Annotated in this window: 1 protein-coding gene; it reads left to right on the top strand. The window is 32.7% G+C overall.

Annotated elements, in window-relative coordinates; genetic code table 11:
- Positions 1-23: 23 nt before the first annotated feature.
- Positions 24-303 (top strand): Shedu anti-phage system protein SduA domain-containing protein (locus AB4232_RS22755; RefSeq protein ID WP_372088131.1); only part of this gene is annotated, 280 nt, incomplete at its 3' end.

The following is a 303-nucleotide window of genomic DNA, read 5'->3' as shown; positions in this document are numbered from 1 at the left end:
AAGAAGAGTACCAAATATTTCTAATGGATAACCCTGTTTTTTTAAACCCATTAGCTAGTAAGCTAATACCAAAGAAAAAATTAGGAGAAGAGTTTATTACTGACTATGTTCTTGAAACGCTTTCCAGTGAATATATTTTAGTTGAAATAGAAAAACCTTCAGATCAAATATTCACTAAATCCAATGACTTTCATCATAAGTTTACCCATGCTTTTGGGCAAGTTCTGGATTTTATTGAATGGGTGGAGCAAAATATTGCGTATGCCCAAAAGAAATTACCTAATATATCCTCCCCTACAGGTC

This window comes from Vibrio sp. 10N.286.46.A8 (genome assembly GCF_041470165.1).
GTDB lineage: Bacteria > Pseudomonadota > Gammaproteobacteria > Enterobacterales > Vibrionaceae > Vibrio > Vibrio tasmaniensis_A.
Note: the sequence above shows the minus strand (reverse complement) of the source record. Positions and strands in the feature narration are given on the sequence as shown.